Origin of the sequence: Zobellella iuensis (assembly GCF_016746085.1) — a bacterium.
Classification (GTDB): domain Bacteria; phylum Pseudomonadota; class Gammaproteobacteria; order Enterobacterales; family Aeromonadaceae; genus Oceanimonas; species Oceanimonas iuensis.
Genome location: NZ_JAERTZ010000028.1, coordinates 72,437 through 88,304, shown reverse-complemented (window position 1 = coordinate 88,304; position 15,868 = coordinate 72,437). Strand labels below are relative to the sequence as shown.

The following is a 15,868-nucleotide window of genomic DNA, read 5'->3' as shown; positions in this document are numbered from 1 at the left end:
GGCGCCTCTATACAATGGCGCCCCTTTTATTTGAGGTAGAAATAAATGCAGTCCCTGGTCGATGCGGTATTCTACTGGAGTGATTTGTTCGGCACCGCCGTGTTCGCCTTTTCCGGCGTGCTGGTGGCGGGCCGGCTGCGCATGGACGGCTTTGGCGTAATAGTGCTGGCGGCGGTGACCGCCATCGGTGGCGGCACCATCAGGGATCTGATCATCGGTGCCGAGCAGGTGTTCTGGGTGGCGGACCCCACCTACCTGTGGGTGATACTGGCCACCGCCTTGCTGGGCCAGTATATCGCCCGGCTGCCGCGCCGGCTGCCCTGGTATATCCTGCCCCTGGCCGATGCCTTCGGCCTGGCACTCTTTACCGTGATCGGCACCGAAAAGGCCCTGGCCCACGGTACCTCCGGCATGGTGGCGGTGGTGATGGGCGTGATCACCGGGGTGGCCGGCGGCATGATCCGCGACGTGCTGGCCCGGGAAGTGCCCATGGTGCTGCAACGGGAAATCTACGCCACCGCCTGCATCCTGGGGGGCATCCTCTATACCGGTACCCTGGCCCTGGGCGTTACCCCGCTGCTGGCCACCCTGGCCGGCATGCTGGGCACCTTCGTCCTGCGGGTGGCCGCTATCCGCTGGCACCTGTCGCTGCCGGCCTTCTCCCTCGGCAGGTAAGGCTCGGGAAGCGGAAAGCGGAAAGCGGAAAGCGGAAAGCGGAAAGCGGAAAGCGGAAAGCGGAAAGGATAAAGAAACAACAGAGCAGGCCAATGGCCTGCTCTGTTTGTACTCAACGAACGTACCTTAGGTGCCGCGCCGAACTCAGGCCACGGTCACCCGGGCGAACTTGCGCTTGCCGACCTGGTATACGGCCTGGCCGGGCTGTACCACCAGCTTGCCGTCGTCCAGCTTGTCGCCGTCCACCTTGACCGCACCCTGCCTGATCATCCGCAACGCTTCGGAGGTGGAGTCCACCAGGCCGGCGTCCTTCAGCAGGTTGGCGATGGCGATGCCCTCGCCCCCCGCCTGCAGGGTTACTTCCGGCAGATCTTCGGGAATGGCGTTCTTCTGGAAACGCAGCACGAAGTCCTGGTGCGCCTGCTCGGCCGCCGTTTCGCTGTGGTAGCGGGTGATGATTTCCTTGGCCAGCAGTATCTTGGTGTCGCGCGGGTTGGCACCCTCGGCCACCTGCTGGCGCAGGCCGGCCAGTTCCTCCAGGCTGCGGCGGGACAACAGCTCGAAGTAACGCCACATCAGTTCGTCGGACAGGGACATGATCTTGCCGAACATCTGCTCCGGCGCCTCGTCCACCCCTATGTAGTTGCCGGCCGATTTGGACATTTTCTTGATACCGTCCAGGCCTTCCAGCAGCGGCATGGTCAGTACCACCTGGGGAGACTGACCGGCGTCTTTCTGCAGCTCTCGCCCCATCAGCAGGTTGAATTTCTGATCGGTGCCGCCCAGCTCGATATCGGCCCTGAGCGCCACCGAGTCGTAGCCCTGCAGCAGCGGATACATGAATTCGTGGATGGCGATGGACTGGCCGGAGGTGTAGCGCTTCTTGAAATCGTCCCGCTCCAGCATGCGGGCCACCGTCAGCTTAGAGGCCAGCTTGATCATGCCGGCAGCCCCCAGCTCACCCAGCCAGCTGGAGTTGTAGACAATCTTAGTCTTGATCGGATCCAATATCTTGAACGCCTGCTCGGCATAGGTCTTGGCGTTGTCCGCCACCTGTTCCGGGGTCAGCGGCGGGCGGGTGCTGTTCTTTCCGCTGGGGTCGCCTACCTGGGCGGTAAAATCACCGATAAGCAGCAATACTTCATGGCCCAGATCCTGAAACTGGCGCAACTTGTTGAGAATGACCGTATGCCCCAGGTGAATATCAGGTGCGGTAGGATCCATCCCCAATTTCACCCGTAACGGGCGACCTTCCTTCAACTTAGCGACCAGCTCTTCTTCAACCAGTATCTCTTCGGCACCGCGCTTGATTTCAGCCAATGCCGTTTCCAGCTGGGACATGACGACTATACTCCTGTGCTGTGAACCTGAATAACCCGACCGATAGCAACCAGGGCCAGAACCGCATACAAGGTAGCGGCAACAGCTCCGCACCGCATCAACTGATGTACCATGTAAACACTTCATCCGCAGAAAGCAGAGCCATTAGGAACTAACACCCTATTGGTTATTCAGACGACCAAACGAATAAGGAAGGCATCTTACTGGAATGGCGGTGAAATTGGAAAGGCTGTAAAATCCGTGCGTAAATCAGGGAAGAGCCGACTATGCCCGTAATAAAAATATTCAAACTATTACCCCGTGGCCACAAGATAGCCATAGGAGCCCTGAGTGCCGCCATGGTACTGCTGATCCTGGTGCCGACCGAATCGGCCTTGGCCAGTCGTGATCACGCCGACGGCATGCTCCCGGAAAGCCAGCCACTGGTATTGGAAGTGGAAGATGTGCCTCTTGAGGATGAAAGCCTGCATGCCCGGGAGCTGGTCGTCAAGGTCAGTGCCGGCGATACCCTGTCCTCCATCTTCGCCCGCCACGGCCTGTCCTCGACCCTGCTGCACGATATCGGCCAGTTGGGCGAACATGCCGAGCAATTGAAGAAAATCCATCCCGGTGAACGGCTGACCTTTTTCCTCGATAACAAAGGCAATTTTTCCGCCCTCAGTTACCCGCTGGATGCCGCCCGAACCCTGGAGATCAAACGGCGCGACACTGAGCTGCATAGCCGCATCATCAGCGCCCAACTCGAACATCGCACCCAATACGCTCAGGCCTCGGTCAACTCCAATTTCTGGAATGCCGGCATCAGTGTCGGCCTGAACCCGGGACAGATCCTGAGCCTGGCCGCCATGTTTGCCTGGGATGTGGATTTTGCGTTGGATATCCGGGCCGGCGACCGTTTCGCGGTACTCTACGAGCAGCGTTATAAAGACGGTATCCACGTGGATACCGGCCATATCCTGGCCGCCGAGTTTATCAATCAGGGCAAAGTATACCGGGCGATCCGTCATGTCGATGGCAACTACTATTCCCCCGAAGGCCGCGCCATGCGCAAGAGCTTCCTGCGCGCACCGGTCAATTTCACCCATATCAGCTCCAATTTCAACCCGCGCCGCCTGCATCCGGTCACCGGCCAGATCAAGGCCCACCGGGGCATCGACTACGCGGCCCGTACCGGTACTCCCGTGGTGGCCGCCGGCAGCGGCCTGGTGGTGGAGTCCGGCTACAGCCAGTTCAACGGCAACTATGTGGTGATCCGTCACGACAGCACCTACCTCACCAAATACCTGCACCTGCACCAGCGCATGGTCAAGCAGGGGGAACGGGTACAGCAGGAGCAGCAAATCGGCACCGTGGGCGCCACCGGCCGGGTGACCGGCCCCCACCTGCACTACGAATTCCTGGTCAACGGCGTGCATCAGGATCCCAAGACGGTGGATCTGCCCCAGGCGGCCATACTGTCCAGGGCGGAGCTGGCCCGCTTCAAGCCCAGGGCCGAACAGCTGCTGGCCCAACTCGACCGGGTCAGCGAGGTGATGCTGGCCAAACAGTAGTCAAAACCCGGCAAGCCCCCGGGCTTGCCGCGGCTTTCTCCCCCCGAAAGTATCTTCACGTAAAACTTTATGTGAAAATTGTGCGCTGTGCCGGGTTTCGCATCCGGCGCCGCTGCTATATTGGCCGAGGGTGCAACAGGACGGATAGGGGGCGAGCCGTTGATGAATTCACGCCACTCGCCTCGGGCCGCAAAGCTACCCGCCGATAACAGCGCATCCATATCGCCCGTCTTCCCGGTCGGGTATCACTAAACTCACTAATGGAATAAGAGTATTAATAATGAGTGGATATCAGCATATTCTCGTCACCATCGACCTGTCCCCCAATTACCAGAAGGTGCTGGACAAGGCCGTTGCCCGCGCCAAGGCCAACCAGGCCAAGCTGTCGATCGTTCACGTCAACCTCAAGATGCAGAGTCTGTATAACCAGATGTATGAAGTGTTCACCCACAAGCTGGAGGACAAACCGCTGCTCGCCGCCAAAAAGGAGCTGGAGCAGATGCTGGCGTCCGTGGACTACCCCCTGGAGAAGCAGATACTGATCAGCGGCGACCTGGTGGAACAGATTTGTGAAGCCGTGCGACTCTGCGACGCGGATTTGCTGATCTGCGGTCATGAGCATCATCTGTTTCGCCAGAATTCGTCCGTGGCCCACCAGCTTATCGAGAAGATCAATTGCGACCTGCTGGTCGTTCCCCTGGAGAAATAAACCGGCAGCCAGGCGCCGCCCCCTGTTCGGCGGCGGCGGCGCTCGACCCTCGGCGAACTGGCGCTATCCCGCGACCGAAAAGCCCTCGAGTCCGGCCAGCCGCCGGCGCCAACGTTCGGCTTCGGCCCAGGGGTCGGCATAGGCCAGGGCCGGATGCCTGCCCCAGATAGGCGCGGGCCAGGCGGCATCGGTGGTGAAGCGGGCCACATGATGCAGATGCAGCTGGGGCACCATATTGCCGAGGGCGGCGATATTCATCTTGTCGGCCGCCAGTTCGGTCTCCATCAAGCGGGCCAGCGCACAGGACTCCCGCAGCAGTTGCAGCTGGTCGTCCTCGCTCAGCCGGTGGATGTCCCGGATCTCGGCCCGCCGGGGCACCAGGATCAGCCAGGGATAGCGGCTGTCGTTGGCTAGCAGCACCAGGCTCAAAGGCAGTTCCCCCAGCACCTGGCAATCCGCCGCCAGTTGCGGATGCAACCGGAAGGCGCTCACTGTCCCGCTCCAAAATGGCGACGCAGATAGGCGATGATATCCATGGACTCGTACAGCCAGTAATAGCGCCCGGGCTCGAACTCGATGCGCAGGCAGGGCACCATGCGCTGGCCGCCCCCCGCCAGCAGCGCCTGCAGGTGCTCCGGCGCATTGGTGTCATATTCGGCGATATCGAGGCCCAATTCGTCGATCGCCGCCTTCACCCGCTGGCAGTAGGGACACCAGGCCTTTTGGTAGAGCGCCAGCTTGGTCACGCTATCCACCACCGGGGCCTCATTGTTTTCGGCTCCCCCGAGCCAGTCGAACAGGGACATATGCCGCCTCAAACACTGAAAGATGAGCCGCAACCACAGGTACTGGTGGCGTTGGGGTTGGTGACCAGGAAGCGGGAGCCTTCAAGGCCTTCGACATAATCGACGGTACCACCCACCAGATATTGCAGACTCATGGCGTCGACTACCATGATGACCCCGTTCTTCTCGATCACGGTATCGCCGTCGTTGGTTTTTTCATCGAAGGTAAAACCGTATTGAAAGCCGGAACACCCACCGCCGGTGATATAGACCCTGAGCTTGAGCTCGGGATTTTCCTCTTCGCAAATCAGGGCTTTAATCTTGTTGGCTGCCGAATCACTCATCTGGATAGGCAAGGGGATTGCATCGCTCATCACTACCTCTTGGGGTTGGTTGTCGCTCAAAATTATCCAATACCCGAGTAAACAGTTCAAGTATTGTCCGGGATCGGCCAGTTCAGGCTCAGGGTGCGCCTGCTGTTGCCCTCCAGCTCTAAGCGCACCTCCAGGGTCTGCGCCCGGACCTCGGAAGGCAGCCGCAATTGGCCGGAGAGCACCTGGAAATGGCGGAAATCCAGGGTCACCGGCGCCACCCCCAGGGCATCGTCATCCAGGAGCAGGGCACGGCCGTCCTGCACCGCCCGCACCTGCAGCCGGGCCTGTCCCGTAACCCGGCTCCCGGTACTGCCCGGTTGCAGCAACACCAGCCGGTAACTGAACAGCCCCGGTTCTCCCTGTGCCGCTATGTCCTCCTGGGCCAGCAACAGCCCGGGACCTTCGTCCGGAGCCAGTACCTGACGATACAGGGCCAGTTGCTGGGCCTGCTCCGCCAACTGCCGGGACTGCTGCTCCAGCTGTGCCAACTGGCTGCTCTCGGCACTCAGCAGAGCCTGCAAATCCACCCTCAGCCCCAGCATTTCCTGTCGATGACGCTCCGCCTGCTGCAAGCTATGTGCAGCCTGCCGGCTTTGCTCCTGGTAGCGCAACCCGACATACACGGCCACACCGGCAAGCAGCAGGTTTAACGCCAGAGACGCAATCAAGAGACGAAGGTCAAGCGGCTTGTTCATAAACGGCTCCCAATTAAACACAGCGGCGGATTGTGCCAAAGCCCCGGCCACGGCACCAGCGGCAAACCACCCCCATTCTCGGCCCGTCCGCTTTTTGCTATAGTCGGGCCACCCCGGCCAAGCGCCACCTCTGACCTATTCAAAGGATACCGACATGTCCAAGTCCGACGATTTGTTTGCCCAAGCCCGCCGGGTGATCCCCGGCGGCGTCAATTCCCCGGTCCGCGCCTTCAACGGCGTGGGCGGCACCCCGCGCTTTATCGAGCGGGCCGACGGCGCCTATCTCTTCGACGTGGACGGCAAAGCCTACGTTGATTATATCGGCTCCTGGGGCCCCATGATCCTGGGCCACAATGCTCCGGTAGTGCGCGATGCGGTCATCGAAGCGGTTTCCCGCGGCCTGAGCTACGGCGCCCCTACCGGCGTGGAGGTGACCATGGCGGAACAGGTGAACAAGCTGGTGCCCTCCATGGAGCAGGTGCGCATGGTCAACTCCGGCACCGAAGCCACCATGAGCGCCATTCGCCTGGCCCGGGGCTTTACCGGTCGGGACAAGATCCTCAAGTTCGAAGGCTGCTATCACGGCCATGCCGACTGCCTGCTGGTCAAGGCCGGCTCCGGTGCCCTCACCCTGGGCCAGCCCAACTCGCCGGGGGTGCCGGCCGACTTCGCCAAGCACACCCTGACCTGCACCTTCAACGATCTGGACTCGGTCAAGGCCGCCTTCGCAGCCGCCCCGGCGGACATCGCCTGCATCATAGTGGAGCCGGTGGCCGGCAACATGAACTGCATCCCCCCCGCCCCCGGTTTCCTCGAAGGCCTGCGCGCCCTCTGCGACCAGTACGGCGCCCTGCTGATCTTCGATGAGGTGATGTGCGGCTTCCGTGCCGCCCTGGGCGGTGCCCAGGCACGTTACGGGGTCAAACCCGATCTGACTACCCTCGGCAAGATCATCGGTGGCGGCATGCCGGTGGGTGCCTTCGGCGGCCGCCGCGAGGTGATGGAACACCTGGCGCCCACCGGTCCCGTCTACCAGGCCGGCACCCTGTCCGGCAACCCGGTGGCCATGGCCGCCGGCCTGGCCACCCTCGATGCCATCGGCCAGCCGGGCGTATATGAAGCGCTGGAGCAGAAGACCCAGACCCTGGTGGAAGGACTGCAGGCGGCGGCCGACAGGCACGGCATCCCCTTCACCACCACCCGGGTGGGCGCCATGTTCGGCTTCTTCTTTACCGAGGAGAAGGAGATCAGCCGCTACGAGCAGGTGACCCGCTGTGATCTGGCGGCCTTCAAGCGCTTCTTCCACCTGATGCTGGAAGAGGGCGTCTACCTGGCGCCCAGCGCCTTCGAGGCCGGCTTCATGTCCCTGGCCCACGGCGACAAGGAGCTGGCCCATACCCTGGCCGCCGCCGAGCGGGCCTTCGCGGCCCTGAAAGGCTGACCCGCCCGGGGCTAACCCGCCCTACTCCGGCCGCTGGATCTCCACCAGCGGCCCTTCCAGCAATTCCACGCTGTTGCCGTCCGGATCCAGAATGAACACGTAACGGGAGCAGGTCTGTCCCTTCACCGGGGAGGGCTTGTCGGTCAGCATGCCAGCACCGTGCAGCGAACTCAGGGCCCGGTCCAGATCGTCCACCTGCAGGGCGAAGTGACGCAATCCCAGGCGAAAGCCGTTGGCCCAGGGCGGGATGGAAGACAGCTCGGCCTCTTCCTCCGGGCGGAAACAGTAGAGCTCCAGTAGGGCTTGCCCCAGCCGCAAGTGGCAGATCTGCAGGCGACCTTCGGCATCCTGCCAACGATAAACCGGCTCGAACCCCAGCCCCTTGTAGAATCCTTCGGCCACGGACAGGTTACGCACGCTCAGGGTGACGTGATGAAAAGAAAACATGGGAAGCTCCTCCATCTCCATACTATTGAGCATATACAGAGATGGAGGCTTTCACCCTGCCTCAGCGGGCGAAATTGAAAATGTCCCTCAGCCAGTCGCTGATCGGCTCGCCGGACGAGGGTCGCTGGGGCTGCTGGGGCTGCTGCACCGGCACGACCGGCCGGCAGTCGCGAATGCCCGGCAGGCCGGCGGCCTTGGCCGGCAGCAGCTGGGTCGGTTCGCAGCGCGGATCGGCAGGCTGGCCGTCGCGTACCGCGAAGTTGACCTGATCGATGCCGGCGGGGGCCGTCAGCTCCAGGGAGTCGACCCCACGTCCGTCCAGGTAGCGGCTGTAGACCCGCAGGGCGCCGCTGGCGCCGGTCAGGCCGGTCACCCCGTTGTCGTCGCGCCCCACCCAGACACTCACCAGCTCCTCGTTGTCCAGACCCGCGTACCAGGTATCCCGCAGATCGTTGGTGGTGCCGGTCTTGCCCGCCATCACCCGGTTGGGGAAGCGGGCCGCCAGGTGGGCCGCGGTGCCGCCGCCCACCACCTTGGTCATGGCGTAGAGCGCCAGGTAGCCGGCTTCCGGCTCCAGCACCCGCACCGCCCTGGCGTCGTGCTGGTAGAGCAGCTCGCCGTGCTCGTCCTGGATGGCGCGGATGGAGGTGAGCGGCTGGTAGAGCCCCTGGTTGGCCAGGCTCAGGTACAGCTGGTTCACCTCCATGGGCGTCAGCTCCAGGGTACCGAGCAGCAGCGACGGATAGGCCTGGATCGGTTGCTGCACCCCCAGCCGCTTGAGGCCGTCGACCACCTTGTCCAGCCCGATGGCCATGCCCAGGTTGACCGTGGGCACGTTCAGGGACTTGGCCAGGGCGTCATAGAACATCACCTGGCCGCGGAACTGGCGGTCGTAGTTGTTGGGCCGCCACACCTGACCGGCATCGCTGCGCAGGCTGATGGGTTCATCCTTGAGCGGGGTCGCCAGGGTATAGCCGTTGGCCAGGGCCTCGGCGAACACCGGCGGCTTGATCAGGGAACCGATGGGCCGGCGCGCCGCCAGCGCCCGGTTGAAGCCGGCAAAACTGGGGTCGGCGCCGCCGACCACGGCGCTGACCTCGCCCTTGCGCCAGTTGGACACCACCATCGCCGCTTCCAGATCGTTGCGCTTGGTATTGGCCCTGAGCTGCTTGAGTTGCTCCACCACCGCCTGTTCGGCGCTGTGCTGGGCGATGGGATCCAGGCTGCTGAAGATCTTGAGCCCGTTCTGCCGCAGGTAGTCGGCGCCGAAACGCTCGCGCAGCTCCTGGCGCAGCAGCCCCATAAAGGCCGGGGTACGGCCGTAGCCCATGCGTCCGCGCTCAATCAGCCCCAGCTCCCTGCTGCTGGACTGCTCATAGGTATCACGGTCGATATGGCCTTCATTGGCCAGCAGGCGCAATACCAGATCCCGCCGCTCCTGGGCTCGCCCCGAATTGCGCCAGGGATCATAGAAGGAGGGTCCCTTCACCAGCGCCACTATCAAGGCTATCTGGTCCGGGTTGAGTTCATTCAGGGGCAGGCCGAAATAGAAATAGCTGGCCAGGCCGAAGCCGTACACCCCCTGGGATCCATTCTGCCCCAGGTAGACTTCGTTCAGGTAGGCTTCCAGGATCTCGTCCTTCTCGTAGCGGAAGTCGATGATCAGCGCCATATAGGCTTCCTGCACCTTGCGCCACAGGCTGCGATCCTGAGTGAGGAAGAAGTTCTTGGCCAGCTGTTGGGTCAGGGTGCTGCCGCCCTGTACGGTACGACCAGCCTTGAGGTTGACCACCAGGGCACGCAGGATCGCCAGTGGAGACACCCCGTCGTGGCGGTAGAAATCCCGGTCCTCCACCGTCAGCAGGGTGGTGACCAGCAGTTCGGGTACCTGATCCAGCCGTACCAGCAGCCGGTCCTCCCGCTGCTCCACGTTGAGCCGGTCGAGCAGCACGGGATCCATGCGGGCATAACCCAGTTCCCGGCCGTTGGCCGGGTTCTGCATCCGCGCCAGCCGCTGGCCGTCGAAGGTCAGCAGGATGGAACGGGCCGCTTCGGCCCCATCGGAAAAATTGAAGGGACGACGGTGAATTTCGATACGGTTGTTGGTCACCGCGTATTCGCCGGGCCGGCCGGGGCTGGCCACCTTGCGGTAGTTCAGCAACTGCAGCTCGCGCAGCATCTGCTGGTGGGACAGCTTCTGCCCCGGGAACAGCTCCAGCGGCCGGCTGTAGACCAGGGCGGGCAGGGCCCACTTCTGGCCCTCGAAACGCTCCCGCACCTGGCTGTCCAGATAGATACCGAAGATGCCCAGCAACACGGCCATCACCAGGCCGAGCTTGAACAGCAGGCCCCACCATGAACGGCGTTTTTTCACGGGCTTTTTGGTTGATTTACGGGTTCGGGTCTGTTTTGCCATAATCAGTGCTTCATCTGCCTCTTGGTGTGCCGGGTCGGTGCCGTATTGGCAGGATCCTCAGGCCACACGTGCTTGGGGTAACGCCCCTTCATCTCTTTTTTCACATCCTGGTAGGATCCAGCCCAGAAGGCGGCCAGATCCCGGGTAACCTGCAGCGGGCGCCGCGCCGGCGACAACAGTTCCAGCACCAGCGGCACCCGTCCGCGCGCCAGTTCGGGTGTGCCCGACTGGCCGAACATCTCCTGCAGCCGCACCGGCAGCACGGGATCGTCCTCCTCCCGGTAGCGAATGGCGGCCCGGGTGCCGGTGGCCAGTTCGAGGTGGCCGGGTAGCAGGGTATCCAGCAATTGCTGCTGTGACCAGTCCAGCCGACTCTTAAATATGCCGAGCCAGTTCAGCCGGCCCAGCTCCTCCCAGCGGCCAAGCCCCGTCAGGTAAGGCAGCAGCCACCCTTCGGCCTCCGCCAGCCACTGGGCCTCGTCGCAGGGGGCGAAGCCGCAGTCGGCCAGCTTCTGTCCGGCCAGTTTCAATCTGAGCCAGTACTGGCGGACCTCTTCGTCCAGCGGCAGCGCCATCCAGCCACGGCGTACCAGCTCATCCAGCAGGCAGCGGGCGCGCTGCTCGGGACTGACCTCGTTGAGGGGGCTGCGCTGCAGCACCAGCTTGCCGAAGCACCGCTGGCGCTCGGCCCGCACCCGGTTGGCCTCGCTATCCCACTGCAGCTGCTGGCGTTCCTCGAAACGCCCGGGCAAGCACTGACCCAACTGCTCCTGGGTGACCGGCTCGGCGCCCTGGATAAAGACGCCCCGTTCACCGCGGCCCAGGGCCGCCACCGCCAGCATGGCCTTGCCGAGCAAGGGGCTGCCCTGGGGCAGATCGGCGCTCAGGCCGCCGGCCAGGGCGTAGCGGCCCTGCTGGCGCAGCAACCCCACCCATTCCGGCCTGGCATTGGCCAGCAGGGGGCCCAGGTAACGGCCGCCCGGCGCGGCGGAGGGCTGCTCCAACCGGCCGAACCAGCGTTCGGCCGCCGGCTTCAGCCGCCCCTGCCGGGCCAGCAGTTGCCCCGACAGGGGGGCGTCCTCCAGCCGGCCTTCTTCCAGCAGGGCCGCCAGGTAGACGGCGTCGGCCAGGGCGCCCTCCCGACCCTGCCGCTGCCAGTCGAGGGCGGTGAGCAGCAACTGGCCCAGCCAGGGTTCGGCCCCCAGTTGCCAGACCCGCCGGCCAAGCGAGCTCAGTTGGGATCCGTGCAACAACCCCAGCTCCGCCAACTGGCGTCGGGCCGCCGCCAGCAGCGGGGCCGGCGGCGGCGTCAGCAGCGGCAGGCCTTCGGGTTCGGCGCCCCAGGCGGCGCATTCCAGCATAAATCCAGACAAATCGCTCTGTTCTATTTCCGCCGGCCGCCGGGCCGCCAGTCGCTCCTGTTGCTCCCGCGGCCATAACCGCAGGCAGACGCCGGGCCCCAGCCGCCCGGCCCGGCCGGCCCGCTGGGTGGCGGACGCCTGGCCTATCTGCCGGCTCAGCAGCCGGGTAATGCCGGCCTCGGGATCGAACTGGGCCTGGCGCTCCAGCCCCGAGTCCACCACTATGCCGATGCCGTCTATGGTAAGGGAGGTTTCCGCCACATTGGTGGCCAGCACCACCTTGCGCCGCCCCACCGCCGCCGGCGCAATCGCCGCCTGCTGCTCGGCCAGGGTCAGCCGGCCATACAGAGGTCGGAGTTCAATCCCGTCGGCCACCTTGTCGGCCAGCCAGTCCCGAGTGGCGCGGATCTCCCGCTCACCGGGCAGAAAAGCCAACACGCTGCCCTCATGCCGGCTGAGGGCCGCCAGTATGGCCCGCCCCATCGCTTCCTCCAGCCGGTTGTGCTGGTTGCGGGGCTGGTACTCGAGCTCGACCGGAAAACTGCGCCCGGCGCTGCGGACCGTCACCGCATCGGGCAGCAGTTGCTCCAGCGCCAGCCCCTCCAGGGTGGCGGACATCACCAGTATCTTCAGATCTTCCCGCAGGGCCTGGCATTCCAGGGCGAAGGCCAGGGCCAGATCCGCCTGCAGGCTGCGCTCGTGGAACTCGTCGAAGATCAGCAGCCCCACCCCCTCCAGCTCGGGGTCCGCCTGCAGCATCCGGGTCAAGACCCCCTCGGTCACCACCTCCAGCCGGGTATGCCTGCCGCTCCGGCTTTCACCGCGCATCCGGTACCCGATGCGCCCGCCCGGGGTCTCCCCCAGCTGCTGCGCCAGGTACTGGGCTATGGTACGGGTCGCGAGCCGGCGCGGCTCCAGCATGATGATACGCCCCCGGATCTCCGCCTGCTCCAGCAGCCAAAGCGGCAGCCAGGTGGATTTACCGGCGCCGGGCGGCGCTTCGATGATGATGCGGGGCGACGCCAGCGCCTGCCGCAGCTGCGGCAGGGCCTCGACGATAGGAAGTTGATTCACGCTGTTACCTGACTGGCCGAAAACCGCTATATTGTGCCAAAAGCCTCTGCAAAGGACTATGCCGATGAACGAGTCCGGCAACCGGCTGTTCCTGGCCTTTCCCGCCGACGAGCTGGCACCCGCCCTGGGCCGGCTGCAGGACTGGCTGGCCCTGCCCGGCCGACGGATACCCGCCCATCAATTACATATGACCCTGCGCTTTTTCGGCCAGACCGAGCCCTCCCGGCAAGCGGCCCTGGTGCGCTGGCTGGGCCGGCATGCCCTGCCCGCCTTTTCCCTGCGCCTGGACCGGCTGGGCTGCTTCCCCAGGGCAGGCGTGGTGTGGACGGGGCCGGGCCGGGTGCCCGAGGCGCTGGCCCGCCTGGCCGACGAGCTGGGACGGTATTGCGCAGGACTGAAGTTGGGCCCCCCCCACCGGGCCTTTCGTCCCCATGTCACCCTCTTTCGGCACTGCGCGGCCTGCCCGCTGCCGAAAACGGAACCGCTCGTCTACCGACCCCGCTCGCTCGGCCTCTATCGCTCCATCCAGACCGAGCAGGGGCCCCACTACGAGCTGCTGCGCAGCTGGCCACTCAGGGAGTAAAGGGCAGTGCCCGGGCCAGCCGCATCCCCTCGGGCCCGATGTCGGCACCCCAGGCCAGGCATTCCACCCCTGCCGAGAGCGCCTCGTCGATCAGCCGGCCATAGGCCGGATCCAGATGTCGGGCCGGGCTGACCCGATCTATCCCGGTATGCAACACACAGAACAACATCACCGCCCGCTGTCCGGTGCGGGCACAAGCCATCAGCTCGCGCACATGCTTCTGGGCCCGCTCGCTCAGGGTATCCGGGAAATAGCCCCGGCCGTCCTGCTCCAGCAGGGTCACGCTCTTGACCTCCACATAGCAATCGGGTCGCTCGCCACCGCTCAGCAGGAAGTCGATACGGCTGCCTTCGTCGCCGTAGCGAACTTCCGCCCGCACCCTTGGATAACCGGCCAGTTCCGGGATCCACCCCTGGGCCAGGGCCTCCGCCACCAACTGATTGGCCCGGGTGGTATTGACACAGATCAGCTGTCCCTCGGGATTCTCCGTCAGTTCCCAGGTATGGGCATACTTGCGCTTAGGGTTGTCCGAGGTGGAAAAATACACCGGCCAGTCCGGCCCGGCACAACCGGTCATCCGGCCCGTATTGGGGCAATGCAGGGTCAGGGGATTGTCCTGGTGGATCACGTCGGCCAGGAAACGCTTGTAGCGCCGGACCAGGCGCCCACGGCATAAAGGAGAGGAAAACTGCACAATTATACCTATAGTTCATAAATGGAGTGCAATGGTAACCATAGCAACAGTACCGCATCCACTCTTGAAAACGCTATTTCCCGTCCCCATATGGAGGGCTCACCAAAGAGTTGCCGCTCTGTCTTTCGTCGTGTTGGTGAAGATAAAAGAAGTGGCCACGGTCGTATTTAAGGAACAGCCGCGGCAGAAATCACAACGCAAAATTGCCTTGTTAACATGCTTTCTGCTATAGATAGCCGCTTCTTGAATTTGGTTGGCGCAATATTGCTTTTTAGGAGATACGGGATGCCAGCAGTCGAAACCAAAAAATCTCTCGGTATTCTGGCCATTGCCGGTGTTGAGCCCTACCAGGCGAAGCCCGACGAAGAATACATGAACGAAGCGCAGAAAACGCACTTCCGCAAGATCCTGGGTGCCTGGCGCAATCAATTGCGCGAAGAAGTGGATCGCACCGTCGGCCACATGAAAGACGAGGCCGCCAACTTCCCCGATCCGGTAGACAGGGCCGCCCAGGAAGAAGAATTCGCCCTCGAGCTGCGGGCCCGCGACCGGGAACGTAAACTGATCAAGAAGATCGAGAAAACCCTGCAAAAAATCGAAGATGACGATTTCGGTTATTGCGAGCACTGCGGTGTCGAAATCGGTATCCGCCGGCTGGAAGCCCGTCCTACCGCCGATCTGTGCATCGATTGCAAGACCCTGGCCGAGATCAAGGAAAAACAGATGGCCGGTTACTGAACCGGCCTTACCTTTATGACCAACACCGCGCCCGACCGCTATATTGGGCGCTTTGCTCCCTCGCCCAGCGGTCCCCTCCATTTCGGTTCCCTGATTGCCGCCCTCGGCAGCTACCTGCAGGCCAAAGCCAACCGGGGACTGTGGCTGGTACGCATCGAGGATCTGGATCCGCCCCGGGAAATACCCGGTGCCGCCGACGACATACTGCGCACCCTGGACGCCTTCGGCCTGCACTGGGATGGCCCCCTGGTGTACCAGAGCCGGCGCCACGCCCACTATCAGGCGGTGCTGGATGACTGGAGCGGGCGAGGGTTCAGCTATCACTGCCATTGCACCCGGAGGGCGATTGCCGACGCCGGCGGCTTTTATAACGGCCACTGCCGGGATCTGGCTCTCCCCGCCGCGGGTGCGGCGGTACGGCTGCGGCTGGAACGGCCGGTCTACGGCTTCGAGGATCGTCTGCAGGGGGCGGTGCAGGTGCCCAGGGCCTTGGCGGAAGAAGACTTTATCGTGCACCGCCGCGACGGTCTTTACGCCTACAATCTGGCGGTGGTCATCGACGATCGGGATGCCGGCGTCACCGAAGTGGTACGCGGCGCCGATCTGCTCGAGCCCACGGTACGCCAGATTGCGCTCTACCGCCTACTGGGCGCGCCCGAGCCCGGCTGGTTGCACCTGCCGTTGGCGGTGCGGGCCGGGCACAAGCTGTCCAAGCAGAACCATGCCCCGGCCCTGGCTGTGCGCCAGGCCGGCCAACTGCTCTGGCTGGCCCTGGACTTTCTCGGTCAGCAGCCGCCGCCGGCGCTGCAACAGGCCGATTGCGGTGAACTGCTGGCCTGGGCCCAACAGCACTGGCGGCTCGAACTGGTCCCCAAAGGACCTCATATAGAGCTGAAGTGCGCAGATAGTTCGCATTTACAGCGCCCTGCGCTATCATAGTGCGCCGATTTTTTTAGCTTAAGGCCTTGCGAGGTGTCCTATTTTT

At 63.6% G+C, this 15,868-nt stretch carries 16 protein-coding genes; 7 read left to right on the top strand and 9 right to left on the bottom strand.

The features are described from left to right. The first annotated feature begins 45 nt into the window (after positions 1-45). Positions 46-675 (top strand): trimeric intracellular cation channel family protein, encoded by a 630-nt coding sequence (locus tag JKV55_RS16940; protein ID WP_202088044.1) that lies wholly within the window; start codon positions 46-48, stop codon positions 673-675. Between the two features lie 144 nt (positions 676-819). On the opposite strand, the gene tyrS is transcribed toward JKV55_RS16940, so the two are convergent. Further along, complete coding sequence (tyrS, locus tag JKV55_RS16935) at positions 820-2,016, bottom strand: tyrosine--tRNA ligase (protein WP_202088043.1); 1,197 nt, start codon at positions 2,014-2,016, stop codon at positions 820-822. A gap of 338 nt (positions 2,017-2,354) precedes the next feature. Here tyrS and JKV55_RS16930 point away from each other — a divergent pair, with 338 nt between their 5' ends. Both JKV55_RS16930 and JKV55_RS16925 read left to right on the top strand, forming a co-directional pair. Continuing rightward, positions 2,355-3,566 (top strand): peptidoglycan DD-metalloendopeptidase family protein, encoded by a 1,212-nt coding sequence (locus JKV55_RS16930; RefSeq protein ID WP_500814674.1) that lies wholly within the window; start codon positions 2,355-2,357, stop codon positions 3,564-3,566. A gap of 280 nt (positions 3,567-3,846) precedes the next feature. Next, the gene (locus JKV55_RS16925; RefSeq protein ID WP_202088039.1) at positions 3,847-4,275 is read left to right on the top strand and encodes a universal stress protein; all 429 of its coding nucleotides are present in this window, start codon (positions 3,847-3,849) and stop codon (positions 4,273-4,275) included. Positions 4,276-4,338: 63 nt separating this feature from the next. Here JKV55_RS16925 and JKV55_RS16920 read toward each other — a convergent pair whose 3' ends face one another. Genes JKV55_RS16920 through JKV55_RS16905 form a run of 4 tightly spaced genes read right to left on the bottom strand, consistent with a single transcriptional unit; the run spans position 4,339 to position 6,129 of the window. Further along, the gene (locus JKV55_RS16920; protein ID WP_202088037.1) at positions 4,339-4,767 is read right to left on the bottom strand and encodes an HIT domain-containing protein; all 429 of its coding nucleotides are present in this window, start codon (positions 4,765-4,767) and stop codon (positions 4,339-4,341) included. Then, the gene (locus tag JKV55_RS16915) at positions 4,764-5,081 is read right to left on the bottom strand and encodes a glutaredoxin family protein (RefSeq protein WP_202088036.1); all 318 of its coding nucleotides are present in this window, start codon (positions 5,079-5,081) and stop codon (positions 4,764-4,766) included. Before JKV55_RS16915 ends, JKV55_RS16920 begins: the two co-directional genes overlap by 4 nt. Before the next feature lie 8 nt (positions 5,082-5,089). Then, positions 5,090-5,434 (bottom strand): iron-sulfur cluster insertion protein ErpA, encoded by a 345-nt coding sequence (erpA, locus tag JKV55_RS16910; RefSeq protein WP_202088035.1) that lies wholly within the window; start codon positions 5,432-5,434, stop codon positions 5,090-5,092. A gap of 56 nt (positions 5,435-5,490) precedes the next feature. Beyond that, positions 5,491-6,129: a DUF6776 family protein gene (locus JKV55_RS16905; RefSeq protein ID WP_202088034.1), complete on the bottom strand. Its 639-nt coding sequence runs from the start codon at positions 6,127-6,129 to the stop codon at positions 5,491-5,493. Between the two features lie 154 nt (positions 6,130-6,283). On the opposite strand from JKV55_RS16905, the gene hemL reads away from it, so the two are divergent. Further along, positions 6,284-7,570 carry a glutamate-1-semialdehyde 2,1-aminomutase gene (hemL, locus tag JKV55_RS16900; RefSeq protein WP_202088033.1) on the top strand — a complete coding sequence of 429 codons (1,287 nt, stop codon included), beginning with the start codon at positions 6,284-6,286 and terminating at the stop codon, positions 7,568-7,570. 21 nt (positions 7,571-7,591) lie between these two features. On the opposite strand, the gene JKV55_RS16895 is transcribed toward hemL, so the two are convergent. From JKV55_RS16895 to hrpB, 3 genes are all read right to left on the bottom strand, one after another. Then, positions 7,592-8,017: a VOC family protein gene (locus tag JKV55_RS16895; RefSeq protein ID WP_202088032.1), complete on the bottom strand. Its 426-nt coding sequence runs from the start codon at positions 8,015-8,017 to the stop codon at positions 7,592-7,594. 61 nt (positions 8,018-8,078) lie between these two features. Next, positions 8,079-10,433 (bottom strand): penicillin-binding protein 1B, encoded by a 2,355-nt coding sequence (gene mrcB, locus JKV55_RS16890; protein WP_202088031.1) that lies wholly within the window; start codon positions 10,431-10,433, stop codon positions 8,079-8,081. A gap of 2 nt (positions 10,434-10,435) precedes the next feature. Further along, complete coding sequence (gene hrpB, locus JKV55_RS16885) at positions 10,436-12,868, bottom strand: ATP-dependent helicase HrpB (RefSeq protein ID WP_202088029.1); 2,433 nt, start codon at positions 12,866-12,868, stop codon at positions 10,436-10,438. Between the two features lie 64 nt (positions 12,869-12,932). Here hrpB and thpR point away from each other — a divergent pair, with 64 nt between their 5' ends. Continuing rightward, positions 12,933-13,451: an RNA 2',3'-cyclic phosphodiesterase gene (gene thpR / locus JKV55_RS16880; RefSeq protein ID WP_202088028.1), complete on the top strand. Its 519-nt coding sequence runs from the start codon at positions 12,933-12,935 to the stop codon at positions 13,449-13,451. On the opposite strand, the gene sfsA is transcribed toward thpR, so the two are convergent. Further along, the gene (gene sfsA, locus JKV55_RS16875) at positions 13,441-14,145 is read right to left on the bottom strand and encodes a DNA/RNA nuclease SfsA (protein WP_202088026.1); all 705 of its coding nucleotides are present in this window, start codon (positions 14,143-14,145) and stop codon (positions 13,441-13,443) included. The two genes, thpR and sfsA, sit on opposite strands and share 11 nt — an antisense overlap. 285 nt (positions 14,146-14,430) lie before the next feature. On the opposite strand from sfsA, the gene dksA reads away from it, so the two are divergent. Together dksA and gluQRS are read left to right on the top strand one after the other, a co-directional pair. After that, positions 14,431-14,883 (top strand): RNA polymerase-binding protein DksA, encoded by a 453-nt coding sequence (gene dksA / locus JKV55_RS16870; RefSeq protein WP_094039516.1) that lies wholly within the window; start codon positions 14,431-14,433, stop codon positions 14,881-14,883. A 15-nt stretch (positions 14,884-14,898) separates the two neighbouring features. After that, positions 14,899-15,822 (top strand): tRNA glutamyl-Q(34) synthetase GluQRS, encoded by a 924-nt coding sequence (gluQRS, locus tag JKV55_RS16865; RefSeq protein ID WP_202088020.1) that lies wholly within the window; start codon positions 14,899-14,901, stop codon positions 15,820-15,822. Positions 15,823-15,868: the final 46 nt, after the last annotated feature.

Coding starts and splice junctions, on each gene's coding strand:
- tyrS (WP_202088043.1), bottom strand. CDS start 2,016: ATGTCCCAGCTGGAAACGGCATTGGCTGAAATCAAGCGCGGTGCCGAA.
- erpA (WP_202088035.1), bottom strand. CDS start 5,434: ATGAGCGATGCAATCCCCTTGCCTATCCAGATGAGTGATTCGGCAGCC.
- dksA (WP_094039516.1), top strand. CDS start 14,431: ATGCCAGCAGTCGAAACCAAAAAATCTCTCGGTATTCTGGCCATTGCC.
- JKV55_RS16930 (WP_500814674.1), top strand. CDS start 2,355: ATGGTACTGCTGATCCTGGTGCCGACCGAATCGGCCTTGGCCAGTCGT.
- JKV55_RS16940 (WP_202088044.1), top strand. CDS start 46: ATGCAGTCCCTGGTCGATGCGGTATTCTACTGGAGTGATTTGTTCGGC.
- gluQRS (WP_202088020.1), top strand. CDS start 14,899: ATGACCAACACCGCGCCCGACCGCTATATTGGGCGCTTTGCTCCCTCG.
- thpR (WP_202088028.1), top strand. CDS start 12,933: ATGAACGAGTCCGGCAACCGGCTGTTCCTGGCCTTTCCCGCCGACGAG.
- JKV55_RS16915 (WP_202088036.1), bottom strand. CDS start 5,081: ATGTCCCTGTTCGACTGGCTCGGGGGAGCCGAAAACAATGAGGCCCCG.
- JKV55_RS16895 (WP_202088032.1), bottom strand. CDS start 8,017: ATGTTTTCTTTTCATCACGTCACCCTGAGCGTGCGTAACCTGTCCGTG.
- JKV55_RS16905 (WP_202088034.1), bottom strand. CDS start 6,129: ATGAACAAGCCGCTTGACCTTCGTCTCTTGATTGCGTCTCTGGCGTTA.
- mrcB (WP_202088031.1), bottom strand. CDS start 10,433: ATGGCAAAACAGACCCGAACCCGTAAATCAACCAAAAAGCCCGTGAAA.
- hemL (WP_202088033.1), top strand. CDS start 6,284: ATGTCCAAGTCCGACGATTTGTTTGCCCAAGCCCGCCGGGTGATCCCC.
- JKV55_RS16925 (WP_202088039.1), top strand. CDS start 3,847: ATGAGTGGATATCAGCATATTCTCGTCACCATCGACCTGTCCCCCAAT.